This window comes from Sunxiuqinia rutila, from assembly GCF_050589705.1.
Taxonomy (GTDB): Bacteria; Bacteroidota; Bacteroidia; order Bacteroidales; family Prolixibacteraceae; genus Sunxiuqinia; species Sunxiuqinia rutila.
The window spans coordinates 71,153-95,924 of record NZ_JBNGOT010000019.1 but is presented as its reverse complement, the minus strand read 5'-3'; the positions used below and the strand labels follow the sequence as shown (position 1 = coordinate 95,924).

At 43.5% G+C, this 24,772-nt stretch carries 28 protein-coding genes and 1 tRNA gene; 17 read left to right on the top strand and 12 right to left on the bottom strand.

The genetic code is table 11. The features are described from left to right. The first annotated feature begins 376 nt into the window (after nt 1-376). Nucleotides 377-1,147 (top strand): hypothetical protein, encoded by a 771-nt coding sequence (locus tag ACRD6K_RS18450; RefSeq protein ID WP_430974445.1) that lies wholly within the window; start codon nt 377-379, stop codon nt 1,145-1,147. Between the two features lie 118 nt (nt 1,148-1,265). Beyond that, nucleotides 1,266-1,553 carry a hypothetical protein gene (locus tag ACRD6K_RS18445; RefSeq protein ID WP_299581483.1) on the top strand — a complete coding sequence of 96 codons (288 nt, stop codon included), beginning with the start codon at nt 1,266-1,268 and terminating at the stop codon, nt 1,551-1,553. A gap of 28 nt (nt 1,554-1,581) precedes the next feature. Here the strand turns inward: ACRD6K_RS18445 and ACRD6K_RS18440 are convergent, their stop codons facing one another. Next, a complete protein-coding gene (locus tag ACRD6K_RS18440) occupies nt 1,582-1,842 on the bottom strand; it encodes a transporter suffix domain-containing protein (RefSeq protein ID WP_430974444.1) in 261 nt (86 codons plus the stop codon). A 203-nt stretch (nt 1,843-2,045) separates the two neighbouring features. Between ACRD6K_RS18440 and ACRD6K_RS18435 the strand changes: the two genes are divergently transcribed. Next, complete coding sequence (locus ACRD6K_RS18435) at nt 2,046-2,651, top strand: MarC family protein (protein WP_299581477.1); 606 nt, start codon at nt 2,046-2,048, stop codon at nt 2,649-2,651. Nucleotides 2,652-3,127: 476 nt separating this feature from the next. Here the strand turns inward: ACRD6K_RS18435 and rfbC are convergent, their stop codons facing one another. Further along, nucleotides 3,128-3,691 (bottom strand): dTDP-4-dehydrorhamnose 3,5-epimerase, encoded by a 564-nt coding sequence (gene rfbC / locus ACRD6K_RS18430; RefSeq protein WP_430974443.1) that lies wholly within the window; start codon nt 3,689-3,691, stop codon nt 3,128-3,130. 465 nt (nt 3,692-4,156) lie between these two features. Between rfbC and ACRD6K_RS18425 the strand changes: the two genes are divergently transcribed. From ACRD6K_RS18425 to ACRD6K_RS18415, 3 genes are all read left to right on the top strand, one after another. Then, nucleotides 4,157-5,023 carry a cation diffusion facilitator family transporter gene (locus ACRD6K_RS18425; protein WP_299581456.1) on the top strand — a complete coding sequence of 289 codons (867 nt, stop codon included), beginning with the start codon at nt 4,157-4,159 and terminating at the stop codon, nt 5,021-5,023. Nucleotides 5,024-5,129: 106 nt separating this feature from the next. Next, on the top strand, nt 5,130-5,588 hold the full coding sequence (locus tag ACRD6K_RS18420; RefSeq protein WP_430974442.1) for a DUF6452 family protein: 459 nt from the start codon (nt 5,130-5,132) through the stop codon (nt 5,586-5,588). Continuing rightward, the gene (locus ACRD6K_RS18415; RefSeq protein ID WP_299581450.1) at nt 5,539-6,228 is read left to right on the top strand and encodes a DUF6048 family protein; all 690 of its coding nucleotides are present in this window, start codon (nt 5,539-5,541) and stop codon (nt 6,226-6,228) included. Before ACRD6K_RS18420 ends, ACRD6K_RS18415 begins: the two co-directional genes overlap by 50 nt. Nucleotides 6,229-6,390: 162 nt before the next feature. Here the strand turns inward: ACRD6K_RS18415 and groL are convergent, their stop codons facing one another. The 6 genes from groL to ACRD6K_RS18385 form a co-directional block, all read right to left on the bottom strand. Beyond that, complete coding sequence (groL, locus tag ACRD6K_RS18410) at nt 6,391-8,028, bottom strand: chaperonin GroEL (RefSeq protein ID WP_299581447.1); 1,638 nt, start codon at nt 8,026-8,028, stop codon at nt 6,391-6,393. Between the two features lie 33 nt (nt 8,029-8,061). Continuing rightward, nucleotides 8,062-8,340, bottom strand: a complete 279-nt coding sequence (locus ACRD6K_RS18405) for a co-chaperone GroES (protein ID WP_299581444.1) — start codon at nt 8,338-8,340, stop codon at nt 8,062-8,064. Nucleotides 8,341-8,603: 263 nt separating this feature from the next. Beyond that, the gene (gene secG, locus ACRD6K_RS18400; protein WP_299581441.1) at nt 8,604-8,957 is read right to left on the bottom strand and encodes a preprotein translocase subunit SecG; all 354 of its coding nucleotides are present in this window, start codon (nt 8,955-8,957) and stop codon (nt 8,604-8,606) included. 13 nt (nt 8,958-8,970) lie between these two features. Next, nucleotides 8,971-9,576, bottom strand: coding sequence for a hypothetical protein (locus tag ACRD6K_RS18395; protein WP_299581438.1), 606 nt, complete (start codon nt 9,574-9,576; stop codon nt 8,971-8,973). Continuing rightward, nucleotides 9,576-10,106, bottom strand: coding sequence for an LptE family protein (locus ACRD6K_RS18390; protein WP_299581435.1), 531 nt, complete (start codon nt 10,104-10,106; stop codon nt 9,576-9,578). Before ACRD6K_RS18390 ends, ACRD6K_RS18395 begins: the two co-directional genes overlap by 1 nt. Then, on the bottom strand, nt 10,093-11,328 hold the full coding sequence (locus ACRD6K_RS18385) for a sigma-54 interaction domain-containing protein (RefSeq protein WP_430974446.1): 1,236 nt from the start codon (nt 11,326-11,328) through the stop codon (nt 10,093-10,095). Before ACRD6K_RS18385 ends, ACRD6K_RS18390 begins: the two co-directional genes overlap by 14 nt. A 173-nt stretch (nt 11,329-11,501) precedes the next feature. On the opposite strand from ACRD6K_RS18385, the gene kdsB reads away from it, so the two are divergent. Continuing rightward, nucleotides 11,502-12,257: a 3-deoxy-manno-octulosonate cytidylyltransferase gene (gene kdsB / locus ACRD6K_RS18380; protein WP_430974441.1), complete on the top strand. Its 756-nt coding sequence runs from the start codon at nt 11,502-11,504 to the stop codon at nt 12,255-12,257. Between the two features lie 82 nt (nt 12,258-12,339). Here kdsB and ACRD6K_RS18375 read toward each other — a convergent pair whose 3' ends face one another. Both ACRD6K_RS18375 and ACRD6K_RS18370 read right to left on the bottom strand, forming a co-directional pair. Further along, the gene (locus ACRD6K_RS18375; RefSeq protein WP_299581426.1) at nt 12,340-12,777 is read right to left on the bottom strand and encodes a peptidylprolyl isomerase; all 438 of its coding nucleotides are present in this window, start codon (nt 12,775-12,777) and stop codon (nt 12,340-12,342) included. A gap of 39 nt (nt 12,778-12,816) precedes the next feature. After that, entirely contained in the window at nt 12,817-13,662 is an 846-nt protein-coding gene (locus tag ACRD6K_RS18370; RefSeq protein WP_430974440.1) for a CPBP family intramembrane glutamic endopeptidase, read from the bottom strand. A 638-nt stretch (nt 13,663-14,300) separates the two neighbouring features. Here ACRD6K_RS18370 and gdhA point away from each other — a divergent pair. From gdhA to ACRD6K_RS18325, 9 genes are all read left to right on the top strand, one after another. Beyond that, nucleotides 14,301-15,635, top strand: coding sequence for an NADP-specific glutamate dehydrogenase (gene gdhA, locus ACRD6K_RS18365; RefSeq protein WP_299581407.1), 1,335 nt, complete (start codon nt 14,301-14,303; stop codon nt 15,633-15,635). 133 nt (nt 15,636-15,768) lie between these two features. Continuing rightward, on the top strand, nt 15,769-16,533 hold the full coding sequence (locus tag ACRD6K_RS18360; protein WP_430974439.1) for a TatD family hydrolase: 765 nt from the start codon (nt 15,769-15,771) through the stop codon (nt 16,531-16,533). A 39-nt stretch (nt 16,534-16,572) separates the two neighbouring features. Beyond that, nucleotides 16,573-17,601, top strand: coding sequence for an asparaginase (locus tag ACRD6K_RS18355; protein WP_299581401.1), 1,029 nt, complete (start codon nt 16,573-16,575; stop codon nt 17,599-17,601). A 69-nt stretch (nt 17,602-17,670) separates the two neighbouring features. Then, nucleotides 17,671-17,758: transfer RNA gene (locus tag ACRD6K_RS18350), tRNA-Ser, on the top strand. A 151-nt stretch (nt 17,759-17,909) separates the two neighbouring features. Beyond that, nucleotides 17,910-18,728 carry a MotA/TolQ/ExbB proton channel family protein gene (locus ACRD6K_RS18345; RefSeq protein ID WP_299581399.1) on the top strand — a complete coding sequence of 273 codons (819 nt, stop codon included), beginning with the start codon at nt 17,910-17,912 and terminating at the stop codon, nt 18,726-18,728. Nucleotides 18,729-18,736: 8 nt separating this feature from the next. Beyond that, a complete protein-coding gene (locus ACRD6K_RS18340; RefSeq protein WP_299581396.1) occupies nt 18,737-19,192 on the top strand; it encodes a hypothetical protein in 456 nt (151 codons plus the stop codon). Nucleotides 19,193-19,232: 40 nt separating this feature from the next. Then, on the top strand, nt 19,233-19,811 hold the full coding sequence (locus tag ACRD6K_RS18335) for an ExbD/TolR family protein (RefSeq protein WP_299581393.1): 579 nt from the start codon (nt 19,233-19,235) through the stop codon (nt 19,809-19,811). A 1-nt stretch (nt 19,812) separates the two neighbouring features. Further along, entirely contained in the window at nt 19,813-20,280 is a 468-nt protein-coding gene (locus tag ACRD6K_RS18330; RefSeq protein WP_299581390.1) for an ExbD/TolR family protein, read from the top strand. A 199-nt stretch (nt 20,281-20,479) separates the two neighbouring features. Next, on the top strand, nt 20,480-20,818 hold the full coding sequence (locus ACRD6K_RS18325) for a cupin domain-containing protein (RefSeq protein WP_430974438.1): 339 nt from the start codon (nt 20,480-20,482) through the stop codon (nt 20,816-20,818). A 46-nt stretch (nt 20,819-20,864) separates the two neighbouring features. Here ACRD6K_RS18325 and aspS read toward each other — a convergent pair whose 3' ends face one another. After that, entirely contained in the window at nt 20,865-22,619 is a 1,755-nt protein-coding gene (gene aspS, locus ACRD6K_RS18320) for an aspartate--tRNA ligase (RefSeq protein WP_430974437.1), read from the bottom strand. Nucleotides 22,620-22,683: 64 nt separating this feature from the next. Here aspS and ACRD6K_RS18315 point away from each other — a divergent pair, with 64 nt between their 5' ends. After that, entirely contained in the window at nt 22,684-23,151 is a 468-nt protein-coding gene (locus tag ACRD6K_RS18315; RefSeq protein WP_299581381.1) for a nucleoside deaminase, read from the top strand. Nucleotides 23,152-23,499: 348 nt separating this feature from the next. Here the strand turns inward: ACRD6K_RS18315 and nqrF are convergent, their stop codons facing one another. Beyond that, nucleotides 23,500-24,762, bottom strand: a complete 1,263-nt coding sequence (gene nqrF / locus ACRD6K_RS18310; RefSeq protein WP_299581378.1) for an NADH:ubiquinone reductase (Na(+)-transporting) subunit F — start codon at nt 24,760-24,762, stop codon at nt 23,500-23,502. Nucleotides 24,763-24,772 lie beyond the last annotated feature (10 nt).

Sequence of the window (24,772 nt, the reverse complement as noted above, 5' to 3'; positions counted from 1 at the left end):
GGGGTACTGACACCCAACTTAAAATTGTACATTTATGTGCAATAATTATTGAGTTGGCTGTCAGGCTCTACTCTACGCGAAAATTAGAAATCGATGAAACTTAGAAAAATAGATTTAACTAATCCCCGCCGCCGCTCGGTTGGATCGTGCGGTTTATTAATCATCTAACTTAAACGACTTATGACAGCTCTTCTTTATTACTCAATTGGCCGAAAGCCAAAGATGATAGGTATAAAATCAAATTGTTACTGATCGGGTGACTCGAAGTCAACCGATCAGTAAAGAAGTCTACCTGCCGGATACTGGCGCTCTCTGAAATTAGAAACGATACATCGCATTAACCGCTAGAATTAACGACAATACGACCTAATCAGACATGGAAGAAACTAAAAAATTATACTCTCAAAAAACTATTTCGTTGGCTACTTTTTTGGGAGGTCCCTTGGCTGCAGCCATTGTGATTCGCCGGAATTATTTAAATCTAAATCAGGAGGACAAGGCGCTCAAAACAATCATTGCTGGTATTCTGATTACAGCAGTTTTGCTTTTTGTCTTATTTCAAATTCCTGAAGGCAATTTTGATCGGATATCACAATTTGTCTTACCCTTTATTTATACCAGTGTAACTTATTACATCGTTGAGAAGCTCCAGGGGGCGGATTTAAAAAGGCACGAAGAGAACAACGGTGAATTTTACTCCAACTGGAGTGCAGCCGGCGTTGGATTATTGGTTACAGTAATACTCTTAGCTACAATCTTTGGAACGGTTTATATCGCTCAGCGAAATCAAAATTTTGATTTTGAAACCTATGACAAGGAAGTTGCGAAGTTTGTAGCTAATGAAAGCAATGCTATTGCCGTATTTGGCAGGTTTGAAACTTCAACGACAGACTATCTGCTAAAAGAGCTCTCGAAGGGAGTCGTGTTATGGAAGGAAAATAAGAGAGTCGTTGAGAAATTAAATGCGATAGAGAATTTGCCAGCAGAATTACTCGAACAGAATGCGAAGCTGTTAAAATATTGTGATTTGAGAATCCAGCATAATGAACTAATTATAAAAGCGATTATTGAAGAAACTGGCCAATATGATTTCGAGATTGAGAAAACAGGATTAGAAATAAATAGGATTCTGGAGGAACTACAGTGATATCGGTGTCCTGGTCTGCTAAGGGTGCTTCGGCTAGTGAAGATTACAAGGAAAATGAACGGGGATTAAGCCCGGTTTCAGATACATAAACCAATTGTCTAACTAAATTTTAAACTCAATGATGAAACGGATTAAACGATTTAATGTATGGCAAACTGCGAAGGTGGTTGCCTTGATGTATTTTCTGATTATTGCCATTTTTATGATTCCGCTGGGCCTGATTGGCAGTATTGCCGGTGGCCTGTTTGACAGTGCCTTTCCGTTTGGTGGTATTATGCTTATTTTCCTGCCCTTTGTGTATGGCGTAATCATTTTTTTGATGACTGCGCTGGGCTGTGCCCTGTACAACCTCATTTCGGGCTGGGTAGGCGGCATTGAAGTGGAAGTTGAAGTGGTGGAAGAATAGGCTCAGGCTTTTCCGAAGAAGAGGTGGTTTACTCTTCTTCGGCGCTTTTTTTGCGAAACCAGTTGCCCGGGTTGAGCCGGGCTTTGTATTTGGTGAAAAGTTCTTTGCCCACCAGTAGGCCGCCCAGCCAAAACACCACCTCCATGGCAATAAAACTGGCCGACGACCACACCACTTTTTGCCTGGTTTCGAGCTCCAGAAAGGGAATGAGCAGGGTGAGGGCAAAAAACACCCCACTAAAAATCATCAGAAAGATGCCCCATCGTATGGCCTTGTTCTTCTTTTTCATGCTGACAGTAAAACGGTTGGCGGTGGCTGATTGTTTGCTTCCTCCTCGGGGGTTAGTTGTCGTGCCCCGGAGTTTTTGACTTGCTCAACAAGACCTCATTTTATTTGATCGTTTGAAAAATTGTTCAGTTATTCGTAGCAGAAAATCTTGCCGGTTGATTGATCGGCTTTAAGTTTAAAACCCCAAAAAAGTAACACGAAGTCATGTTGTCATCCATTGTCGAATTCCTGGTCATGTTAAATCCGTTCGCCTTGTTCCTTTACCTCGAACCGATTCGGAAGGACTTGTCGCATCGCGATTTTATGATGGTCATTTTTAAGGCCACCCTCATTTCATTTTCAGTCTGTCTTATTTTCTTTTTGTCGGGCGATCTGTTCTTCCGCAAAATTTTCCAGATTGACTTTGAGTCGTTCCGGATTTTTGGTGGAATCATCATTTTCTCCTACGCCTATTTCTACATCGTAAAAGGACAAAGGGCCCTGATTATTATCAAGGAAAATCTGGATGATCTGGCTTCGGAAATTGCGCTGCCTTTTATGGTGGGGGCCGGATCCATCTCGCTGAGTATTTTATTGGGGCATGACCATTCGTACCTGATTGGAGGCGTGTCGCTGGCCGGTATTTTTCTGGTTAACTTTTTGGCCATTTTTTTACTGAAGACCTTGCGGGATTCCATTGAGAAGAAAAAGTTCAAGAAAGCCTTTGATAAAAACATGGAGGTGCTGCTCCGTCTGAATGGTTTCTTTATTGGTGCCATTGGCATCAACATGGTGCTGGTAGGCATTAAAAACCTGTTTGGCATTGGGTAGTTGGGCAGGAACTGACGCCGTAAAAAAGGGATGAATCGATGCGATTCATCCCTTTTTTTACTTTAGGTCTATAGCGTTTTTCGATAATTGTTTGAGTTATCCATGAAGTCTTATCAGACGGATTTTACGCTGCAGTCTTGAAACAAAGAGTAAACAGAAAATTTCAGAAAGCACTACGTTCAGCAGAATCAAGCAAGCTTGGATGCTGCCTTCACTTAAACGTGCTTTTCAAGGCTAATTTTTATCTTCATCCTCCATCTTTCTAAAAGCTAAGTTCAACGAGTGATTTCCTTCTTCGTCGGAACTTCTCGTTTGCACTAAGCTTTCAGTTCGATTCCGACCTTGATAAAAATAGGCCTATCCGCGTCTCAAAAAATCTCAACTCAAATTAGCATTCTTTTCTTTTAGGTCACCTTGACTCTTGCAGATAACTCTCATGAACCTTAAATGCTTTTTGTCGGTTGGTGCGAGTTCCCTTAGATTACAACGCCACCGCCGGTTAGTTCATCAAACTCTTTAAAGGTCATGTTGCGCAGATCTTTGTCCGACAGTTGCGGATTGTCAGTTGGCCACTCGATGTTGAGTGTGGGGTCGTTCCAGATGATGGCGCGCTCCGACTCAGGCACATAAGGATTGTCTACCTTATAAGTTACCTCGCTGATTTCGGAGAGGGTGCAAAAGGCGTGTGCAAAGCCGCGTGGGATAAAGATCATCTTTTTATTTTCGGCGCTGAGCTCAATTGAATCCCACTGCCCATACGTGGGCGATCCTTTGCGCAGATCGACAAAATAGTCGATAATGGAGCCGTGGATGCAGCGCAGCATTTTGGTTTCGGAGTAGGGGGGCATCTGGATGTGCAGTCCGCGGATGATGCCGGCTCTTTCCGATCGCGAGTGGTTTTCCTGCACCCAGTGGCGCCCAAGACCGGCTTCTTCCAAAATCTTCTCATCGAAGATGCGCATAAAAAAGCCGCGCGGGTCGAGGTGGGGTTGCAACTGAATTTCATAAACTCCTTTGAGTTTTCGTTCTGTTATTTTCATATGGTGATGGTTTATGTATTTTAAGAATTTCTTATTGGTTGTACCCGGCTGTTGAAGCAGTGCTGTTTCATTGCTGGTAGCCTGCCAGGCTTGTTAATGGCGTTTGGATCATCGTCTGTTTTTATTTTAGTTGATCTGTTTTATCGTGAACAGGAAATCAGGAACGCTTGGAGAAACCGTGCTAAAAAGTTACAACAATCGGTGTAATTGTGAAAGTTCCGCATTTACTTTCCTGTCTGTTTTGTTCCCAATGAGCAACAAGAATGACTAGATTATTGTTTAATGAAGTGTTTGTTTTCGGCTGGTTCTTTTTAGCCAGGGGAGCTGAAAATTGCTGGTGTGTTTGCCCCGGAAAATTCGTTGGCAGACGGTTCGGTCAGCGTCTTGTCTGTTTAGAACGATTAAAATCAAGGATTTTATTCGGGCTTTTCAAGCATAATTGGCTAGTTTTGTTGGCATCGCATCATGAAAGAAGATAAGCATAAATACATTGTTCGTGAAGGGTGGGTTTCCATTGGGACCAACCTTCTTTTGTTTGGTGTTAAGTATTGGGCAGGGGTTGTTTCCGGCTCCATTGCCTTAATTGCTGATGCCTGGCACACCTTGACCGACTCGGTGTCATCGGTAATTGTATTGATTGGCGGAAAGCTGTCCAACAAACCGGCCGATGAAGAACATCCGTTTGGACACGGGCGGGCCGAACACATTGCAGCTATTATTATTGGCGTGCTTCTGGCGCTGGTGGCTTTTGACTTTGTACTGAGTGCTGTGGAAAAGTTTAACAGTGGCGAAGGAGGCCATTTTGGAACCATTGCCATCGTGGTGACCATCCTGTCAATTTTAGGCAAGGAGGCGCTGGCCCAGTATGCCTTTTGGGGCTATCGCAAAACCGGTTCGTCCATTTTAAAAGCCGATGCCTGGCACCACCGGACCGACTCGTTGTCGTCGATTATTATCCTGGTGGGGATTTTAATTGGAAAGTATTATTGGTGGATTGACTCGGTGTTGGCGCTGATTGTGGCTGTAATGATTGGCTATGCCAGCTATGAAATTTTGTCACGCGAAATCAAAAGCTTATTGGGTGAACGAATTGATCCGGAGTTGATTCGATCGATTAAGATTGAAGTTGACGGGCTTTTGGAACGGGAAGTGTTTATTCATCATTTTCATTTACACCAGTATGGCAACCACAATGAATTGAGCTGCCACATTAAGCTTCCGGCGAACATGCCCCTGAATGAAGCACACGCAATTTGCACCCGGATTGAAACCCGGATTCTGGAAAAATTTGGGCTGGTAACGACCATTCACCCGGAGCCCTTGGAAGGCTAGGCAGAGCCAGACCACATTACCTGCGTTTAATTTTTAAAAAGTTCTTTTGGTTTCACTTCCATTCAAGCGTAATATCCTTAAATTAGCGTTTTTGATTTTCCAAACGATGAGAAAAATTCTATACAGCTTGATTTCGCTTGCCTTGTTGGTGGCCTGCCAGGATGTTTTTGAATCACCGCCTCAGGCTTTGCTTGAAGTGAAGGTTAAAAATGTAGACACCTTGAATACCCGTAAACCTAAAGTTTCGGTGTATGGTGTGGGGAGGGACAGTATCTGGATTTATCAGGTAGAAACCGATGTGTTCCGCTTGCCTTTGTGCAGCGGCGATACCACCAGCTACGTGGTGCTGCTCGACTCCATTGCAGATACGCTAAGCATCATTCATTCCAATGAACTGATTTTTGAATCAGCAGAGACGGGCTTTTATCAGGAATCAAAAATACTAGACATCGAACACAGTTTTAATCGGATTGACGATTATGAAGTTACGGACAGCGCGGTCACAAAAAACTGGCATGAAAATATTCAGCTTTACATTCATTCTTTGCCTGCTGACGCTAATTAGTCAGGGGCAGGAGCGCGAGCTCAAACTAAAACCCAAACGGACAGATAATTTTATCCACATGGATGGATTGCGTGTGGGACTTGATATTTCACGACCGATGCAGCATTTGTGGAACAAGGGCGATCGGTATGGAACGGAGTTGAGTTTCGATATGGAGTTGATTCCGAATTTGTATCCGGTGATTGAAACCGGTTGGGAGAAACTGAAAATTGATCACGATTACCTGGACTACAGCTCGGCCGGTTCGTACACCCGCTTCGGATTTGATTACAACTTACTGGTTGCCGAACACGCCAAAGACATGGACATTGTTTATGTCGGTTTGCGCTATGGGTTCAGCTTTGCCAATCAGCAAGTCAAAGAATACCGGATAACCAACTACTGGGGCGATTTGACCGGTCGGATGGGGAAACAAAACTACACTGCCCAGTGGGCTGAATTTGTATTGGGTATCAAAGGAGAGGTTTTCAAAAACCTGTTTATGGGCTGGAGTATTCGTGGTAAATTGAAAATGAGCCAGAAGGACTTTGAGATGCCTCATGTGTATTTTAATCCTGGCTATGGCCCGGCTGAAAAGAAATTCAACTTCGACTTTTCCTATTCTGTCTTTTACAATCTGCCTTTCAATTTTCGCAAATAAATCCGGGGTTCCGGATGCTTGATTCTGAATTCCTGGCTCTTTGGCTCTTAATGCATCGCATTCTAAAGAATTTATCCGAAATCAGGGCATAAAAAAACAGCGCATCAATTGAATGATACGCTGTTTTTTTTATTTCAGATTTACTAATGTCGAATGGACTGATTACATCATGCCGCCCATACCGCCACCCATAGGAGGCATAGCAGGAGCTGCAGGTGCATCTTCTTTTTCGTCAACCAACACGCACTCTGTAGTCAGGAACATACCAGCAATTGATGCGGCATTTTCAAGGGCTACACGAGTTACTTTAGCTGGGTCGATTACACCAGTTTCGTAAAGGTTTTGGTATTCGTCAATGCGTGCATTGTATCCGAAATCACCTTCTCCTTCACGTACTTTTTGTACAACTACGGCACCTTCTTTACCAGCGTTGGCTACAATCTGACGCAATGGCTCTTCAATCGCACGTTTTACGATTTCCATACCAGTTGTTTCGTCTTCGTTTTCGCCAGTCAAGCCTTCAAGAGAAGCAATAGCGCGGATCAGCATGACACCACCACCAGGAACGATTCCTTCTTCAACAGCAGCGCGAGTTGCACTCAAGGCATCGTCAACACGGTCTTTCTTCTCTTTCATTTCTACTTCAGAAGCAGCACCTACGTAAAGAACAGCAACACCACCAGCTAATTTAGCCAAACGCTCTTGCAGTTTTTCGCGGTCGTAGTCAGAAGTTGTTGCTTCAATTTGACGTTTGATCATGCTCACTCTGGCTTTGATCGCTTCTTCTTCGCCAGCACCTGAAACCACCGTTGTGTTTTCTTTGTCAACCGTGATTTTCTCAGCTTGGCCAAGCATATCAATTGTTGCGTCTTCCAACTTCATTCCTTTTTCTTCAGTGATAACAGTACCACCAGTCAAAATAGCCAAGTCTTCCAACATTTCTTTACGACGGTCACCAAATCCAGGAGCTTTAACAGCACATACTTTCAATGATCCACGCAGGCGGTTAACCACCAATGTAGCCAATGCTTCACCGTCAACATCTTCAGCGATGATCATCAATGGACGTCCGCTTTGAGCTGTTTGTTCCAATACAGGAAGCAGGTCCTTCATGGTGCTGATCTTTTTGTCGTGGATCAGGATGAAAGGAGCTTCTAAGCTAGCTTCCATTTTTTCGGTGTCAGTTACAAAGTAAGGAGAAATGTAACCACGGTCGAATTGCATACCTTCAACAACGTCAACGTAAGTTTCAGTTCCTTTGGCTTCTTCAACAGTAATAACACCTTCTTTGTGTACTTTTTCCATGGCTTGAGCGATCAAAGAACCAATTTCTTCATCACCGTTTGCCGATACTTTAGCAACTTGTTTGATTTTGCTGTAGTCGTCGCCAATATTTTGAGCTTGAGATTTGATGGTCTCAACAACTTTCGCAACAGCTTTGTCGATACCACGTTTCAGGTCCATTGGGTTGGCACCTGCAGTAACGTTTTTCAAACCAACATTAACAATTGATTGAGCCAAAACAGTAGCAGTAGTTGTACCATCACCAGCGTCATCGCCAGTTTTGCTTGCTACTTCTTTTACCATTTGAGCACCAATGTTGGCATATGCGTCTGAAAGCTCGATTTCTTTAGCTACAGTTACACCATCTTTAGTGATTTGAGGAGCACCGAATTTTTTCTCAATTACTACGTTGCGTCCTTTTGGTCCTAAAGTTACTTTTACGGCATTCGCCAATTGGTCTACACCTTCTTTCAGCAAGTTTCTTGCTTCGATATCGAATTTAATTTCTTTTGCCATTGTTATTCTTTTTTAAGAAGTTTTGAATTTTGATTAAACAATGTATAAAACATCTGTTTGTGACATCAACAAGTAATCAGTCCCGTCGATGTTCAACTCAGTACCAGAATACTTTCCGTAGAATACAGTGTCACCAGCTTTTAGTTCCATTGGCTCGTCTTTTTTAGCGGCGCCAACCAATACAACCTGGCCAACTTGTGGCTTTTCTTTTGCGGAATCAGGAATAATAATTCCACTTGCTGTTTTTGTTTCTGCTTCCTGTGGTTGAACCAGGATTTTACCTGCAAGGATTTTACCTTTTAACTCTGCCATCTTTCAAATTATTTTAGTTAGACATATTTTTAAATTGACACCCTTATCTATCGAATTTTATGCCAAAGACTGTAGATGGATTATGGCAGTCTGTTTTGAGACATTTTTTCACGTATACGATTGTGTGATTTTCTATCTATTGTCTTATAGTGTTGTTTTTTAGGTTTTTATCTGTTTTGGCAGAATGATTGCCGACCTGACATATGGACATAAAAAAACCACCCCGGTAAGGAGTGGTTTCGAAATTATAAGGTTGGAATAATTTATTCTGCTGGTGTTTCATCCGTGTTGCCTTCTTCTGCCGGTACTGTTGTTGGGAAGTCAGGAATGGCATTGGGATCAACCGCATTTTCAATTTGCTCCTGAATCGCTGATTGATTAGCTTCTACAGTCCCTCTTGGAATGAATGCGCTGCCCATAATAGACAAAACGAGTAAAGCTCCGGCTAAATACCAAGTTGCTTTTTCCAGAAAATCAGTTGTTTTGCGAACGCCCATAATCTGATTGGAAGACTGGAAGTTGCTTGCTAAGCCACCACCTTTTGAGTTTTGAACCAATACAATTAGAATCAAAAGTGCACAAGTGATGAAAATTAAAACAGTAATTAGCGTATACATGGTTAGCTTTTATTTAATTCGTTAATTTTTTTAAAATCTCAATCTGCCCGGCAAAGTAAGTATTTTTTTCCGGAAATTTCAAACTTAAATTTTCATAGACTTCAATCGCTTTTTTGTAATGCTTTTGCTGGGCATATATTTTGGCAAGCGTTTCTGTCACAAGCGAGTTATCGGCCGGTTCAGCGGCGGGTGCCTCCTGTGGAAGATCCACCTCATCCAGGGCTTTTTTAACTTCTTTCTTCCGAATCGACCGAATCAGGTCAACCAGTGTCTCTTCCTGCTCCTCTTTTCGGCTACTCAGTTGGTAGGCTCCGGGAGCCATGTATTCTCTGGCCAGCGGGTCTTCTGCATCGAGTTGCTGCGCTGTGGCAGGTTCTGGCTGAACAACCTCCTGGTGCAAAAAGTGGTACAGCTTGCTGCGGTCGGTAATCCGAAGAGCGCCCTGTTCCAAATAGTGATCAAAGTCAGGATGATCAAGGCATTTCAGGTTTTTCAGCAGTAAAATCCAGGCTGTTTGAAAGGCCGGATAGCTTCTGACAACTTCCATGAGTTCATCCAGGCTTTCCTGGTTGAGTTGTTCCGGGTGCTTCAGGTAGTTATAAAAAGCTTCTTTTTGCATTACCAGTTTGCAATCGATGCGTTAAAAATATCTTCGGTTAATTTTTCCAGAATGGTAGTGACCAGTTCATCTTCAACACTGCTTAGAATTTGATTGCTGTCAAAATCTTCATAGGCTGAAAAGGTTTTTTCCCAGTCTTCATCGTGGTTGGTGTTGTTGGTGTATTTTACTTTCACCGAAACCGTCAGTCGGGTTTGAGCCGCCAGGTCGCCTTGCGAAATATTCATCGGGCGGGTTTCGTAATTGGTAATCTGTCCTTCAAATTCCAGGTCGCCACTTTCTTCTTGCTGGTCCAGCGAGGTTTGTCGAAGCAGTTTGTCCTGCAAGGCTTCGGTCATCTGCTGGCTTAAGTTGGGATTGATTAAGCGGGCCCGGTTGGGGAAATAATAAACCGAGAATGTTTTTACTTCCGGCGAGATAGAAGCTCCGGTAAAGGAATAAGAAACCTGGCAGCTTGGCAGCAGGGTATTTGTTCCCAGAACCAGAAAAATAATCAACAGGAAGCTTTTAATACTATTAGTTAATGTCATATTCTTTAATTTTTCGGTACAGGGTTCGTTCTGAAATTCCCAACTCCTGTGCAGCATATTTGCGTTTTCCTTTGTGTTTTTCGAGGGCTTTTTTGATCAGTTCGATTTCTTTGTCTTCCAAGGAGAGCGATTCTTCCACAAACTCCTCCGTATCCTGAATGTCATCCCGGTGAATGGTCGTGTTGTAGTGTATTGGGGCCTGACTTTGAGACTCCGGCATCAGGGGCTCATCTTCTTTTTGGTAAATTTTTCGGATAATTTGAGCATTTTCAGAATGAAAGCCTGGGCGATCAGCGCCATCAACCATCAGGTCATGAACCAGCTTTTTTAAGTCGTTCATGTCTTTTTTCATGTCGAACAAAACTTGGTACAGAATTTCGCGTTCATTGGTGAACGTTTTTTCATCGATACCCTTGTAGAGCGCGGGCAAATGGTTTTTTGCACTGGGAATGTAACTGCGCATGGCGTCGCCGTTAATAATTCGGTTTTGTTCGATGATGGATATCTGCTCGGTAATGTTCTTAAGCTGACGAACGTTACCGGGCCAGTCGTAACTGGTTAATACGTGTTGAGCCTCTTCGTCCAGGCGAATGGGAGGCATGCGATACCGTTCGGCAAAGTCAAGGGCAAATTTGCGGAAAAGCAGGTAGATGTCATCCTTGCGATCGCGAAGTGGCAAAACCCGAATAGGTACGGTGTTGAGTCGGTAGTACAGGTCTTCCCTGAATTTTCCTTCTCCAATAGCTACGGGAATATCCACATTGGTGGCTGCTACCACGCGAACGTTGGTTTTTAGCACCTTTGAAGAACCCACTTTCATGAACTCTCCGGCCTCCAAAACACGCAAAAGCCTGACTTGGGTAGACAGGGGCAGTTCGCCGATTTCATCCAAAAAAATGGTTCCGCCATCAGCTTCTTCAAAATAACCTTTCCGGTCAGACAAAGCGCCGGTAAAGGCTCCTTTTTCGTGTCCAAATAGTTCCGAGTCAATGGTTCCTTCCGGAATGGCTCCGCAGTTTACAGCAATGTATTTACCATGTTTTCGGGAAGAATATTGATGTATGATTTGAGGAAATGCTTCTTTACCGGTTCCACTCTCACCGGTAATTAAAACCGACAAGTCAGTAGGGGCAACCTGTACGGCCACTTCAATGGCCCGGTTGAGTCCTAGTGCATTTCCAATAATTCCAAAGCGTTGTTTAATTTCCTGAACATCCATAATTGTGCAACTGAATTTTCAACTGACAAAGTTACAATTTTAACTTTTAAAGCCTTTGCTTTTATTGGTTAAGAATACTGAAGCGCCCGCAAGGATGGAGAATTTAACAATTTTTAGTTTTTTTGTGTCTCCTCCGGCTGTTCGTGCTACCTTTGTGAATCCTAAATTATTATTGTATGAAGTTTATTGGCGTTATTCCGGCTCGTTATGCTTCCACCCGTTTCCCGGGGAAACCTTTGGCTTTGTTGGATGGCAAGCCGATCATTCAGCATGTTTGCGAGAATGCCGGAAAGGCATTGGATCAAGTCTGGGTAGCCACCGATGATGAGCGAATTGCGCAATGTGTGGCTGGTTTTAACGGACAGGTTGTCATGACCCGGGCAGACCATCAGAGTGGAACCGACCGGTGTGCTGAGGCGGCACAAGCCTTAGCGGCAGCACATGATTTTGATGTGGTTATTAATGTGCAGGGCGATGAGCCTTTTGTGCGGTTGGAGCAAATTGAAGCTTTGAAAGCTTGTTTTGACGATTCGTCAACCGATATTGCAACCTTAGTTAAGGTCATTGAAGATTCGACGGTTTTGTTTAACCCGAACCGTCCGAAAGTGGTTGTGGATTGCAAGCAGAATGCTTTGTTTTTTAGTCGTGAGGCGATTCCTCATATTCGGGGTGTTCAGAAAGAAGATTGGCTGGCTCACCACCAATTTTACAGCCACCTGGGAATGTATGCTTACCGCAAAGAAGTGTTGCAGCAATTGACTCAGTTGGAGCCATCGCGGCTGGAATTGGCTGAGTCGCTGGAGCAGTTGCGCTGGCTCGAAAATGGCTTACGGATTAAGGTAGGGCAAACCCAGTTTGAAAGTATTGGAATTGATACGCCTGAAGACTTGGAGGCAGCCCGTCAGTTTCTGGAGAATCAGCGTAAATGTTAAGGCAGGCTGAATCTGGCTTCGATACGATGTATTGTAAAAGAAAAGGATTGGATAAATAAGCTCATCCAATCCCTGTTTCTTTTTATGATTCGATAATCACAATTTTTTCGATGGTGTCTCCTTGACGGATGGCATCAATAACTTCCAGCCCTTCGTAAACTTTCCCAAAACAGGTGTGGTTACGGTCAAGGTGGGCTGTGTTTTCCCGGCTGTGGCAGATGAAAAACTGAGAGCCACCCGTGTTGCGTCCAGCATGAGCCATAGACAATACGCCGCGGTCGTGGTACTGGTTGTCGCCATCCAATTCGCATTTAATAGAATATCCCGGGCCACCGGCACCGGTTCCATCAGGACAACCGCCCTGAATAACAAAATTGGGAATCACTCGGTGAAAAGTCAGGCCGTCGTAAAAACCTTCTTTCGATAGTTTTACGAAGTTTTCAACTGTTCCCGGAGCATCTTCTTCGTAAAAGTTTACTTTCATGACTCCCTTGTTGGTATGAATTTCTGCTTGTTTCATTTTTTCTGATTTTTAATGTTCGGGACAAAAATACAATTTTCAGCTTGGTTTTTGGCTTGGGCTTATCGTAAAACTGGTTTCCCGGGGCGAAGAGTCTTGTTGCAAGCTTCGCTTATGAATGATGAGCAGGCAGCCCGCCAGGGTTAGAGCTGCAATAAAATAGAGCAACAGGTACAGCTTGGTGTTCGCAATGGTTGACTCGATGTTAAAGCCATTGTTTAACAGGAAATAAGCTGCGTAGGCAATTCCGTTGTAAATCATATGCGACAGGATACAAAGCGAAAGCGATTGCGTTTGCCAGTAAAGGTATCCAAGGAATACCCCTGCCAGTAAGCCGGAAACGAGCTGATTGATGTTGAAATGAATGGCACCAAAAAGAAAGGCCGTAAGCAGGATCGATTGTAAGGGCGAGTACTTATTCAGGAAGCTTTTCAGGATGATTCCCCGAAATAGAATTTCTTCGACAAGTGGTGCGAGTATTACAATAATCAGAAAAGAATACCCTTTTAGATTAAGTAAATTGACGAAAAACTCCTGAAAGGAATGGGGGAGTGGCAAGAGTTGTTCCAGCGGGTCAATCAGAAAGAAAAGGGCGAAGGTGCCCAGTATGGCCAGCGGAAGAAAGGAAAAGGGCACGTAGCTTAACTCTTTGCCAAGCTTGAATTCTTCCTGCTTTTTTTTGCGATGGATACCATAAGCGATGATCATGATTTGAGCCAGAACCAGCATGGTAGAGATATAAACCGTTGTGGCTGTTTTGTTTTCAGCGTTTGTGGTACTGAGGTGTGCGAAAATGAAAACGGGAATGCAGAGACCGAAAATTAGTGCAAGAAGCCTAAAAAGGAGTGTGACTGCATTTTTTAATGTCGGATAGTTTGTGGTCATTGTGGTTATGTTCTGAAAACATAAAGTTAAGGGAGAAGGATGATTCATCAAATGCTTTTTTGATTTTTTTGATAAATGGACTGTTTTGGAGCCAAAATGAGCCTGCTGAGTACATGAACGATCATTTTTGTCTCTTTTTGAACGGCTGTTTTGATCGGTTTTTGATCGACTTTTGGCTCCCAAAACAAGCTTCTAAGGCAATTTTTTCATTCCGGTGAAGAGGTGTTAAGTGTCTGAAGCGAAGAATGAATCTACAGTGGGCACTTTCTCTCAAAGTACTGTTTGGTTATTATTAAAGGAAAGTGCTCAATAGGATAAAAACGAGGGATGAAATCGGAATGATTTGAAGAAGTATTCAGTAAGGGTTTGATGGGTGGGTGAATTTCAAACTTAATGCTGTTGATGGTGTGTTTTTATTGTCTAAAGGTCAGATGGATAAAAGAGTTTGCGAACAAATGACAGAACGTTTTAAATAAATGGAAACTTGCTTTTATTTCATGAATATTAAATTGACATTTGTTACTGTTTTTAAACATCATTATCTTAATTAATACTTGAATTAAATCAGTGTTTTAGGCATTTTTCGTCCATTCCTTTGTCTAAAGTAATTGGTTATTCATTTTGAAAAAATAAACAAGATGAGAGAAGATATCAATGATTTCATGTTGGGCCTAAAAGCCAAAACACCTGGAGAAAATGAATTTCATCAGGCCGTTCAGGAGGTGGTTGAATCCATCTGGGATGTTTATCAGAAAAATCCACGTTATAAAAAAGCCAAAATTCTGGAGCGCATGGTTGAGCCAGAGCGGGTAATCATGTTCCGGGTTCCCTGGATTGATGATCAAGGAGAAGTTCAAATCAACAGGGGATACCGGGTTGAGTTTAATTCAGCTTTGGGACCTTATAAAGGTGGGTTGCGTTTTCACCCGACAGTAACACTCTCCATTTTAAAGTTTCTAGGGTTTGAGCAGACCTTTAAAAATAGCCTGACTACCCTGCCTATGGGCGGAGGAAAAGGAGGTTCGGATTTTAGCCCTAAGGGCAAATCGGACAATGAAATTATGCGTTTTTGCCAGAGCTTTATGACTGAATTGCAACGACACATTGGCCCGAATACCGATGTCCCTGCTGGCGATATTGGCGTTGGTGGCCGTGAAATTGGTTATTTGTTTGGTCAGTATAAACGTATTCGAAATGAATTTACCGGGGTGTTAACCGGAAAAGGACTGGCCTGGGGAGGCAGTTTAATCCGTCCGGAGGCTACTGGTTTTGGTGCCGTGTACTTTGTGCAGCACATGCTTGAACAGCTTGGCAAAACAGTTGCCGGACATACGTTTGCGGTATCGGGCTTCGGAAATGTGGCCTGGGGAGCCATAACTAAAATTAATGAATTGGGAGGGAAAGTCGTTACCATTTCCGGTCCCGATGGCTACATTTATGATGCGGAAGGCATTAGTGGTGAGAAAATCGAATACTTGTTGGAACTTCGCGCGAGTAACAACGATGTTGTGGAGCCTTATGCCGATGAGTTTGACGCTAAGTTTTTCCCCGGGAAAAAACCTTGGGAACAACCAGTCGATATTGCTATCCCATGTGCTACAGAAAACGAACTGGATGTTAGCGATGCCAGCTTGCTGGTTTTAAACGGATGCTTCCTTTTGGCCGAAGCTTCGAATATGGGCTGCACTGCTGAAGCTGCTGAATTCTTAACTGAGAAAATCAGTTATGCTCCCGGAAAGGCAGTGAATGCCGGTGGAGTAGCGGTGTCGGGTCTGGAAATGACTCAGAACAGCCAGCGCTTGAATTGGACTCGCGAAGAAGTAGATGCACGCTTGCATATTATTATGCGCGAAATTCACGATACTTGTGTTAAGTATGGTCGCGAAGGCGACAAAATCAACTACATAAAAGGAGCCAATGTCGGTGGCTTTGTCAAGGTGGCCGATGTAATGATGGCTCAAGGGGTTGTTTAAAATTAAGGGGTTGAGAGGGAGGCATTTGTTTCCCTCTCAAAATTTTAAGCATCGGTGTGGAATTATCAATTAGATAATATTTCTTTTAAGGTTAGCTAAATGAAATTGATTTTCTTTGAGCCAAATTTTTGAAATGTTAATTGATACACACGCTCATATTTATTCGGAAGAGTTTCTGGAAGATATTGATGAGGTAATTACGCGGGCTTACGACAATGATGTGCGTAAAATCGTTTTACCGAACATTGATAGCTCTTCGGTTAAGAAAATGCTGGATCTGGCTGATCAGTATCCTCAAATTTGCTACCCGTTGATGGGACTGCACCCTACTTCGGTAGGCGAAGATTATGAGGAAGAGTTGGAACTTATTGAGTTTTGGCTAAAAAAACGCAAGTTTTACGGAATTGGCGAGATTGGCATCGATTTATACTGGGAACAAAAATACCTGGAGGAGCAAATCAAGGCCTTTCGCCACCAGTTACGGTTGGCAAAAGAATACAAGCTGCCGGTGGTGCTACACGTACGGGAGTCTTTTGACGAAGTTGTTGCGGTTTTGGAAGAAGAAAATCAAGCTGATTTAACCGGCGTGTTTCACAGTTTTACCGGAACAGTGGAGCAAGCCAACAAAATTGTCGCTCTCGGATTTAAGATTGGCATAGGCGGAATTGTCACCTTCAAAAACAGTGGTTTGGATCAGGTCATTGCTCAGGTTCACCCACAGCACCTTATTCTGGAAACCGATGCCCCTTATTTAACCCCCACTCCCTTTCGGGGAAAACGTAATGAAAGTGCTTACCTAATTCATGTAGCTCGTAAAATTGCAGAGCTCCATGATATGTCGGTTAATGAAGTGGCAAAGATTACTTCTGCAAATGCAGTTAATTTATTCGGCATTTAGTAAGATGTTTCTTTACCTTTGAGGCAAAATCGCGAAGAAGTGAATGATCAATCAATTCTTATAATTTATACCGGTGGTACCATTGGGATGGTACAAAAGGATGGAAAAGGAGCATTGGCTCCTGTGCGTTTTGATCAAATTGCTGATGAAGTTCCGGAGCTAAGACGTCTGGGCTGTCATCTGGAGTCACAAACCTTCCATCCGCCATTGGACTCTTCAGATATGTCTCCCAAGACCTGGGGGCGGTTAGCTAAAATTATCTTACAGAACTATCGGAAATTCGATGGTTTTGTTATTCTGCACGGCACGGATACGATGGCTTACACGGCATCGGCTCTGAGTTACATGCTCGAAAACCTGGACAAGCCTGTGGTTATGACCGGCTCGCAGCTGCCTATCGGAGTGCTGAGAACGGATGGGAAAGAAAATCTGATTACGGCCATTGAAATTGCTTCAGCTAAGGAAAATGGTTCTGCCGTAGTGCCGGAAGTCTGTATTTATTTCGACAATAAACTATACCGGGGCAATCGGGTCGTGAAACGACATGCCGATCATTTTAGTGCCTTCGACTCGGTTAACTACCCGATTTTGGCCAAAGCAGGAGTGGATATTAAGTTTTTTCATGAGAATATTTTCCATCCGGAGAAGAAAGGCATACTGAAAGTAAGCTCAAATTTTGACGATCGGGTGGTTGTTTTGAAGTTTTTTCCGGGTATGAACCGGGAAATTTTCGAACAGATCATTAATATTCCCACCATAAAAGGAGTGGTTTTGGAAACTTTCGGCTCGGGCAATGTGCCCACCTTGGCTTGGTTGACCCGGGTTATCCGGAAAGCCATCCGGCGAAATGTCATCTGTGTGAATGTCACACAATGTCAGGGAGGAACCGTTAAAATGGGGCAGTACCAAACCAGTCGGGAGTTGAAAAAGATTGGCGTGGTAAGCGGAAAAGACATGACAACGGAGGCTGCCGTGACCAAGCTGATGTTTTTGCTGGGACAGGGTTTGAGCCATGAAGATATTAAGTTACATTTGCGGAAAAATTTGAGTGGGGAAATAAGTGAATAGCTTATTTCATTTTCATATTTTTTTTGTATTTTGCAGCCCTGAAAAATGCTGGTGACAGCAGAGGATAATGGAGAGGTGCAGGAGTGGCTGAACTGGCACGCCTGGAAAGCGTGTGTACTCCAAAAGGGTACCGAGGGTTCGAATCCCTCTCTCTCCGCTGACGGGTGAACCCTATTTATTCGGGTAAGCCCATCAGAATAAGGATAAAACAGCCGGAAGTCATCATCGCTTTTGGTTTTGTTTATTAAAAAAACAAATAGTATTATAAAAATTAAATTCAGAAGATTTACTAATTAAAATTAAAACCAATGATGAAAAAACTATTTGCGTTTATAGCAGTTCTTGGGATGCTTTACTTTGGAGCATCGAACAATGCCGTTGCTCAGGAAACAACAGAGGAAGCAACTACTGAAGTAGCTGAACAAGCAGCTCCTGCAGTTGATTTAGCCGCTGATGCTGAAGAAGAAGCAGCTGCTGCAGCCGAAGAAGGTAAATCATTGCACAGTCAGTTGAAGCAAAAATTCATCGAAGGTGGACCTACCTTTATGTCTTTCGTTTTGATCTGTTTGATTTTAGGTCTGGCAATGTCTCTTGAAAGAGTAATCTATCTGAACTTATCAACAACCAATACAAAGAAATTGTTGGTTAAAGTTGAAGAAAGTTTGGACAATGGTGGAATTGAAGCTGCCAAAGAAGTTTGCCGTAACACTCGCGGACCTGTTGCAAGTATTTTCTTCCAAGGTTTGGACCGTTCTGAAGAAGGGTTAGAAGTGGTTGAAAAAACGGTTGTTTCTTATGGTGGTGTACAAGCTGGTTTGTTGGAAAAAGGCTTGAGCTGGATTTCATTGTTTATCGCTTTGGCTCCGATGCTTGGTTTCATGGGTACAGTAATCGGTATGATCGCTGCCTTTGATGCGATTGAAGTTGCTGGTGACATTAGCCCCGCGTTGGTTGCTGGTGGTATTAAAGTGGCTTTGATTACAACAGTATCAGGTCTTGTAGTTGCGATGATTCTTCAAGTATTCTACAACTACTGTTTGTCTAAAATTGATAGTATCATTAACGACATGGAAGATGCTTCCATCTCTTTGATCGATATTCTAGTAAAACACAATCTTAAAAAATAATTTAACTTATGAAGTTAGATAAAATATTATCCATCGTTTTGTGGGTACTATTAGCAGTGTCAGCTGTACTGATTGTGTCAATGATGACGAATATCAGTGAGAATGAAGCTGATCCTACAATGGGTACCTGGATTAACACAAACCTAAGCTGGTCTTACATTTTGTTGGGACTTGGTGCAGCGATTGCTGTTGTTTTTGCCCTATTTAATACCTTTACTGATAAAACTGCTGCTAAAAAAGGAGGCATTGCGCTTGTCTTTACAGCTGCCGTTCTTGTTGTTTCTTATGCGCTTGCATCGGATGCAATTCCACAATTTTATGGTGTCGAAAAGTTTGTTGCTGACGGAACATTGACTGCCTCAGTATCAAAAATGGTAGGAACAGGTTTGTATGCAACATACGTACTGTTTATTTTGGTGATGATTGCCGTTGCGGCTTCTTCGCTGAATAAAGTTTTTAAATGATACATAATTGTAGGAATTAACACAGGAAAAATAAAATAATATGGCAAGAAGAGTACCAGAAATACCGGGGTCATCATTAGCAGATATTGCTTTCATGTTGCTTATTTTTTTCCTGGTAACCACCACAATGGATGTTGACAGCGGACTAGAGCGTCGTTTACCTCCAATGCCTCCAGAGGATCAGCAGGATGACGATACTCCGCCAATTAAAGAACGTAACGTGTTCGTGGTTTTGGTCAACGCCAAAAACCAATTATTGGTAGAAGGTGAAATAAGCCGTATTGAAGACCTTCGTGAGAAAGCCAAAGAATTTATGGACAACCCTTATAATGAAGAGCACTTACCTGAAAAAGAACTCAAGAATGTTGATTTCTTTGGGGAAGTGGAAGTCACCAAGGGGGTTATTTCTTTACGAAATGACGTAGGTACTCAATATGGAACGTATATCGCTGTTCAGAATGAGTTGGTCGGTGCCATCAACGATTTAAGAGAAGAACTTTCTAAACGTAAGTTTGGAAAGTCATATGAAAGCTTGGATAGGGAGCAACAAGGAGCGATTAGAGACATCTATCCTTCTAAAATATCCGAAGCAGAACCTAAAAAAGTGGGAGGAAATTAGTATGTCAAAGTTTAGAAAAAATGACTCTAAGGAATTACCACCGATTTCAACGGCATCATTGCCCGATATCGTATTCATGTTGCTTTTCTTCTTCATGGTTAGTACAACCATGCGGGAAGTTACTTTGATGGTAAAAGTAACGGTTCCAGAAGCAACTGAATTATCGAAACTGGAAAAGAAATCTTTGGTAAGCTACATTTATGTAGGTACACCGCACACTCAATACCAACGAGTGTTTGGTTCTGAACCACGCATTCAATTGAATGATCAGTTTGCGAAAGTAGAAGACATTCAAGATTACATTACAAGTGAACGTGAAGCACGTGACGAGGCTGAAGTACCTTTCATGATTACTTCGCTTAAAGTGGACGAGTACACGAAGATGGGTATCGTTACCGATATCAAGCAGGAGTTGCGTAAAGCATCGGCCTTGCACATCAACTATTCGTCTCGTAAAAGAGCAGATTGATAGTTTTTTGATCATCAATATAAAAAAGGAGGACCATTGGTTCTCCTTTTTTGGTTTATGACCCTTTAGGATTACTACTTTATTGCAAGTAATCATAGAGACCTTGTGAAGAAAAATGGGAATACTTTTAGCCCCATAATGGCTGATTTTTTAATAGTTTTGGTACTTAATAACCACTAACGATAGAACCTATTGAATTATGGCAACACTAAAATTTGACGAAATACCTTATGAAATTGTCCGGTCGGGCTTGCAACGGAAGTTGATTCATACGAAGGAGTTAATGACTGTACTGATTGACTTTACGGATGGTCCGTGGGAAGAACCTGAGCCAAAACACAGTCATCCGCACGAGCAAACCTCTTACATTGCTTCCGGACGTATCCTGTTTTTTTGTGATGGGGAAGAGCCCTGTGAACTAGAAGCGGGGGATATGTTTGCCGTGCCTTCCGGCGTGCCACATACCATTCAATTACTCAGTCCAACCGCCCGTTTGGTGGACAGTTTTAATCCGATTCGCGAAGATTTTCTGAAATAAAAAGAGGGAGCAATTGCTCCCTCTTTCTGTATGCTTGGATCTATTCTTATTTGTTTTTCAACTCAACTCTGAGGTTTAACTCGTCCAATTGAGCTTCAGAAATAGTCGATGGGGAGTCGATCATGACATCGCGACCGGCATTGTTTTTTGGGAAGGCAATCACATCGCGGATTGTGTCTAAGCCAGCAAATAACGATACCAAACGGTCAAAGCCAAAAGCGATTCCGGCATGTGGCGGAGCGCCAAATTTGAAGGCATTCATTAAGAATCCGAATTGAGCTTCAGCTTCTTCTTTGGTAAAGCCTAGCAGGCTAAACATTTTGGCCTGCAGTTCTGAATCAAAAATACGCACAGAACCACCACCGATTTCCACACCATTAATGACCAGGTCGTAGGCGTTGGCACGCACTTTTCCGGGCTCCGTATCCAATAGCGCAATATCTTCCGGTTTTGGCGCTGTAAATGGGTGGTGCATGGCGTAGTGACGCTGTGTTTCTTCGTCCCATTCCAGAAGCGGAAAATCCACAACCCACAAGGGTTTAAAGGTGTTTTTATCCATCAGGCCAAGTTGCTTACCCATTTCAAGGCGAAGAGCGCCTAAGGCATCCAGCGTGTGTGCTTTGTCTCCGGAAAGCACTAAAATGAGGTCTCCCGGCTGGGCATTGCAGCCAGCTGCCCATTGCTGTAAATCTTCTTGTGCATAAAACTTATCTACTGATGATTTGAAAGTACCATCTTCGTTGCATTTGACATACACCAACCCTTTGGCGCCAATTTGCGGGCGTTTCACCCAATTGGTTAAGGCATCTAATTGTTTGCGGGTGTATTCGGCGCATCCGGTAGCGCAAATTCCGCCAATAAACTCGGCTTCATCAAATACTTTAAAATCTTTTCCTTTTACCACTTCTGTCAGGTCGTTGATCAACATTTCAAAGCGGGTATCGGGTTTGTCCGATCCGTAGTTGGCAATGGCTTCAGAATAAGGCATGCGTGGGAAGTCGGTGACTTCAACATTTTTGATGGTTTTAAACAGGTGTTTGGTTAAGCCTTCAAAGGTGTTCAACACATCTTCCTGCTCCACAAATGCCATTTCGCAGTCAATCTGCGTGAATTCCGGCTGACGGTCGGCCCGCAGGTCTTCGTCACGGAAACACTTTACAATCTGGTAGTAGCGGTCGAATCCGGCTACCATCAGCAATTGCTTAAAGGTTTGTGGCGATTGTGGCAAGGCGTAAAACTCGCCCTCGTTCATGCGTGAAGGAACCACGAAATCGCGTGCCCCTTCCGGCGTTGATTTAATCAGCACCGGCGTTTCCGTTTCAATAAATTCCTGATCGTTCAAGTAAGAACGAATGGCATGGGCCATGTTTGAGCGCAGTACCAGGTTTTCGCGTACGGGGTTGCGTCGCAAATCCAGGTAGCGGTACTTCATCCGAATATCATCGCCGCCGTCACTTTCATCTTCAATGGTGAAGGGAGGCGTCGCCGAAGCGCTCAAAACATTCAGCGCTTTCACATCAATTTCGATGTCACCGGTAGCGATGTTTTTGTTTTTACTGCTCCGTTCACGAACAAGTCCTGTAGCTTGAATCACATATTCCCTTCCAATTTTCTTAAGCTTCTCGGTCAGCTCGCTTGAGGTGTTTTCATCAAAAACCAATTGGGTAATGCCGTAGCGGTCACGCAGATCGACAAAAGTCATTCCACCCAGTTCGCGTTTGCGTTGCACCCAGCCTGCCAGTGTTGTTTCAGTACCCTGATTTTCCAGGCGTAATTCTCCACATGTATGTGTTCTGTACATAACTTTGTTCGTTTTTGTTTGCCTGCAAAAATAAGCAGTTTTTAGCAATTTAAATTGTAGGTTTGTGATTAATTCTGAACGGATTTTTGAGATGAAGCCTTTTGATGATACTTATTTTATGAAGAAAGCTTTTCAGGAAGCACAACGCGCTTATGAAAAGGGTGAGGTTCCGGTAGGAGCCGTTGTCGTTGCTCAGGAATTAGTGATTGCACGCGCACATAACCTGACGGAAACCTTAACCGACGTGACGGCTCATGCCGAGATGCAGGCGATTACAGCTGCCGCCAACCTGCTTGGAGGCAAATACCTGGATAAATGTACGCTTTACGTCACTTTAGAGCCTTGTGTGATGTGCGCCGGTGCCTTAGGATGGTCGCAGGTGGGACGCGTTGTTTTTGGCGCTTACGATGCCAAACGTGGTTTTTCCAACTTTGCGCCTAAAGCCTTGCATCCGAAAACCGAAGTGGTGGGGGGCGTGTTGGCCGACGAATGTGGCGACCTGATGACGGCCTTCTTTCAGGAACGGCGTTAGACCGCCGCAGTATTTCCTTTAAACGTTATTGATTTTAGCCTGAACGGCTTATTTCCTATCGCTTCTTTCCAGCCGGAGTGGTGTGGTCAGGCTTCTTGAGCAAGGCGCCCAAGCTTCCTGGGCAGCGTAGTCCGAGGTCTTGAGTAAGGCAGCCAAGCCTCGTGGGTAGCTTAGTCGCACTCCTTGGGTAGGGCGGCCAGATTCCTTGGCTAGCGTACCCAAGCTTCTGGAGTGGCTTGCCCGCGCATTCCGGACAACTTACTCCGAAAGCGTGAAGCGACTGAACAAGGGCAAAGAAAAAGAGCTTTCAACCGAAATTGAAAGCTCTTTTTATATTCTGGACTGGAATTAACTTCCGAAATCGTCAAACATGATGTTTTCATCAGGTACTCCCAGGTCATAAAGCATTTTCTGAACGGCATCGTTCATCATCGGTGGACCACACAAGTAGTAATCGATTTCTTCGGGTTCTTCATGTTTTCCAAGGTATTGGTCATGAATCACCTGGTGAATAAATCCGGTTGGTCCTTCCCAGTTGTCTTCGGGCTGCGGATCGGATAAAGCCAGGTGGAAGCTGAAATTCGGGAACTTCTCTTCAATGGCTTTAAACTGATCGTAGTAGAACACCTCTCTCCAGGAACGAGCACCATACCAGAACGTCACTTTTTTGTTCGATTCTTCCAGGGTGTGGAACAAGTGGAACAAGTGCGAACGCATAGGAGCCATACCGGCACCACCACCAATAAACATCATCTCATTGTCGTTGTCTTTCAGGAAGAACTCTCCGTAAGGACCTGAGATGGTTACTTTGTCGCCTGGTTTGCGTGAGAAAATGTAAGAAGAACAAATTCCCGGGTTAACTTTCTGGAAGCCACCATTCACGCGGTCAAACGGAGGTGTGGCAATCCGGATGTTCAACATCACGATGTTGCCTTCAGCCGGGTGGTTAGCCATGGAGTAGGCACGGAATGTTGGTTCCGGGTTTTTCATTTTCAGGTCGAACAGGTTGAACTGTTCCCATTCGGGACGGAATTGCTCTTCCACTTCTATGTCTTTGAAATCGACATCAATCTTAGGAACATCAATCTGAATGTAACCTCCTGATTTGAAATCCAGCGTTTCGCCTTCTGGCAAGCGTACGACAAACTCTTTAATGTAAGTCGCTACGTTCTTATTCGAAATAACTTCGCATTCCCATTTCTTGATTCCCATGATTTCCTGAGGAATCTTCAGCTGCATATCTTCTTTTACCTTTACCTGGCAGGCCAAACGCCAGTTGTCGTTTTGCTCTTTGCGGGTAAAGTAACCGGTTTCGGTAGGCAGAATAGAACCGCCACCATCAACAACCTGGCAGCGACACATGGCACAAGTACCACCACCACCACAAGCCGATGGAAGGAAAATCTTGTTGTTTCCCAGAGTGGTCAGCAAGGTGTCTCCCGGGTTGGTTTCCAGTACGGTGTCGCCTTCGTTAATGTTTACCTTGACAACTCCGGAAGGAGTCAGCTTTTTCTTGGCATACAGCAAAATCGATACTAAAAGAATCACCATCAACAGGAAGACAGCGATACTGGTAATAACGATTGTCGTTTGAGTTGCTAAAAATATCATTGTTCTGAAT